The 2,974-nt window shown below is 56.7% G+C and carries 3 protein-coding genes; 2 read left to right on the top strand and 1 reads right to left on the bottom strand.

Features of this window, described 5'->3' with window-relative positions:
* Positions 1 to 9: 9 nt before the first annotated feature.
* Positions 10 to 444, top strand: coding sequence for a cupin domain-containing protein (locus CWO89_RS42560; protein WP_245476829.1), 435 nt, complete (start codon positions 10 to 12; stop codon positions 442 to 444).
* 79 nt (positions 445 to 523) lie between these two features.
* Here CWO89_RS42560 and CWO89_RS42555 read toward each other — a convergent pair whose 3' ends face one another.
* Entirely contained in the window at positions 524 to 1,432 is a 909-nt protein-coding gene (locus tag CWO89_RS42555) for an FkbM family methyltransferase (RefSeq protein ID WP_130584174.1), read from the bottom strand.
* A gap of 390 nt (positions 1,433 to 1,822) precedes the next feature.
* On the opposite strand from CWO89_RS42555, the gene CWO89_RS42550 reads away from it, so the two are divergent.
* Complete coding sequence (locus CWO89_RS42550; RefSeq protein WP_245476827.1) at positions 1,823 to 2,752, top strand: class I SAM-dependent methyltransferase; 930 nt, start codon at positions 1,823 to 1,825, stop codon at positions 2,750 to 2,752.
* Positions 2,753 to 2,974 lie beyond the last annotated feature (222 nt).

Genomic DNA, 2,974 nt, shown 5'->3' with positions numbered 1-2,974 from the left:
CTAGGAGCGCTGGTGGCTGGCAGCGCCGTTGGTCAGGAGACGGGCGAGCACAATGTGGTCTCGCCCCAGGACATCAAGTGGGGATCGGCGCCTCCCTCCGTTCCAGCCGGAGCGCAGGCGGCGGTGCTTTACGGCGACCCGAGCAAGGAAGGCCTGTTTGCGTTTCGGCTGAAGGTGCCGAGGGGTTATCATGTTGCTCCGCACACCCATCCCAAGCCGGAGATCGTCACCGTGGTCTCAGGGACAGCGCGCTTGGGGATGGGAACCGCGGCCGATCACGACAAGGCTCAGGTTCTTCCCGCGGGCAGTTTCTTTGCGCTGTCCCCTGGTTCGGCGCACTCTTTCTTCGCCGACGAAGACACAGTCATTCAGCTCAACAGCACCGGTCCGTGGAGCATCAACTACATCAATCCAAAGGACGATCCGCGTCAGAAGACGCAGTAGCGGGATCAATCACCGCAGTAGTACAGCGGGGGCAGCTCTACAGCGCAGTCTAGCTGCGGCACATTCTCCATGGTGAGCATTACACACAAAGAATGTTTTCTTCAAAGCCGAGGGCGCGACGGTTGATCCGCCGCAAATGCGTCGCATCAAGGCAGCGGTATCCGTAATCTTCGAGCCGCTCGATGATCAGCCGACCATCGAGCGGCTGGGAACGGTTTAGGTCTGTGAGAATTTCACAGAGAAGCGGGACTTTGCGGCCGTCCTTTGCCAGGACCGCCTGCATCCCGTCAAATACCGCCGATTCAAACCCTTCGACGTCGATCTTGATCAGACTTACTCGATCGAGATCAATCTTCCGTTCGCGCACATAATCATCCAGAGCGATGACACCGACGCTGATGTTCTCGGTGAGCTCACGCGCGTGATCGAGAAAACCGGCGGCAAGTGAACTCGATCCGATGTTCGTATCATAGTTGTCGAAATTCTCCGGGCGCGGCGCAACAACGGCCATCATGGAGTTTCCGCGGAGAGCGCCGCAAGCGGTCTGATTGGCGATAATCTGATAGTCCGGATTGAGTTCGGCGAGACGTTGGATAAAGGCGAAATACTGAGGTACCGGCTCAAATGCGTGCACTTCCCCGGTCTGACCCACTAGCGACAGTGCATAAGCAGACCAGTAACCGCAGTTGGCGCCGATATCAATGAAGGTCGTTCCAGGACTCAAGAAGTGCCTGAAGATCCGTTCAAGAAACATCTCATGGGTCTGAAAAAAATACTTCGCCATCAAGCGATGCAGCGACATGTCTATTTCATACTGCACGCCATTAAAATGCGTTCTTGCGATACCAGTTGGCGCTGCTTTGACCTGCTCGAGCGCCCTACGCCGGATCATGTCGGTCAGCCGCGACGGATCAGTTAATGCGTATTTCAGGAAGAAGCGAAAACTCTTCGGAGCAATCATAATCGTCGACCCATTTAATGCCCCCATTTAAAAATCGCTATTCCAGATGGCAAATCTCCGCCAAGAATATGCCTAAACAAGGTCCTGTTGTTGGGCAAGATTGCGGTCGTAGCTCGTCCGAGCAACTTGCACCAGAACGCGATCGGCCTTCGTCATGGAACATGTTTTGAGGCTTCAGCACTTTCCGGCCGAAGAATTTGTCGCGTGCCGGACATGGCCGCGATAAACAGCAATACTCGTTTTGCCGAAATTGAGCTCAGGTGTTAGCAGATAGGTCGAAGCAACTGAGCTGCATGCTGACGTTTGGCTAACCTCGAGAGGGTTTCGTTGCATTCCACTATAACCGAAGGTGCCAGGGAGCCTGCAGACACTGCGCGCTGGAAACACCACGTTCGCTGTCCGCGGTGCTCGTCGAAATTGCGAAATCTGGACACTGACCCAGCGTGCTCGAACGCAGCCTGCGAATATAGCGCGGCAGGTTTTCCGGTCGCAGGAGGGCAGCCGGTCTTAATCGATTTTGCGACGAGTATTTTCGATCGCAAGATGTATCGCGCCGAGAACGGATCTGCGCTCGCTCGCGACCTGACCCGCCGCTCGCTTGGCTCGCGGCTTCATCGGTTCGGCTTTGGCAAGAACCCAGTCGCCGCGTCAAATTGCGCAAAGTTCGTGGAACTTCTGAAGCAACGTCGCGACCGGGCCAACGTCCTGGTCGTCGGCGGCGGAACGATCGGCTCGGGTGCAGACGAGCTCTACAACGCCACTTCCATCGAGCTGCTCGGAACTGATGTCTTCGCATCTCCTTACACCAGCTTGGTTGCTGATGCCCATAAGCTGCCCTTCGATGATGGGGTATTCGACGGCGTTTGGATTCAGGCAGTGCTCGAGCACGTCCTGGAGCCCGCAACGGTCGTTGCTGAAATTCATCGCGTGCTGCGGCCTGACGGCTTGGTTTACGCGGAAACACCGTTCATGCAGCAAGTCCACGAACGCGCCTACGATTTTTCACGGTTTACGCAGAGCGGACATCGTTGGCTGTTCAGGCGGTTCTCGGAGATCAGCGCCGGACCGACCAGCGGTGCGGGTGTGGCACTCGTCTGGTCGATCCGGTACTTCTCCCGTGCGCTCGGTGCAGGAGATAAGTTGTCCCGGTTGATCTCGCTGCCATTCTTCTGGATTCGATTTCTCGACAACGTTAGCGGGGGACGCACCGTCGCCGACGCGGCGAGCGGATTCTACTTTCTCGGACAGAGAAGTGAGGACGCGATCGATCCTAACGAGATGCCGAAGTATTACGACCAACAAGGAAATGCTATGGCGACCAAGGCAGATCGGCTTTCACGGAAGTGAGCCAGATAAGTCCTCGGGGCAATGACAAGTACTGATGGTGAAACTGTTCCTGCGCCGCGTAGACGGGCATCTGAGGCAATCGGCCGGCGGGCAGTAGGGCGTGTACTCAAAAAGCAACGAGACCTCTCGGGGCTCACATCTGCTTAGCTCCCGACAGCAGCGCGGAAGCGGACAATCCGGGATCGCTGCGTTGTGCCACAAGCGGACTAGTGGTCTATCACA

It is taken from the genome of Bradyrhizobium sp. Leo170 (genome assembly GCF_004296405.1).
Lineage (GTDB): Bacteria > Pseudomonadota > Alphaproteobacteria > Rhizobiales > Xanthobacteraceae > Bradyrhizobium.
This window is presented reverse-complemented; position numbering and strand designations above follow the sequence as displayed.

Coding starts and splice junctions, on each gene's coding strand:
- CWO89_RS42555 (WP_130584174.1), bottom strand. CDS start 1,432: ATGGGGGCATTAAATGGGTCGACGATTATGATTGCTCCGAAGAGTTTT.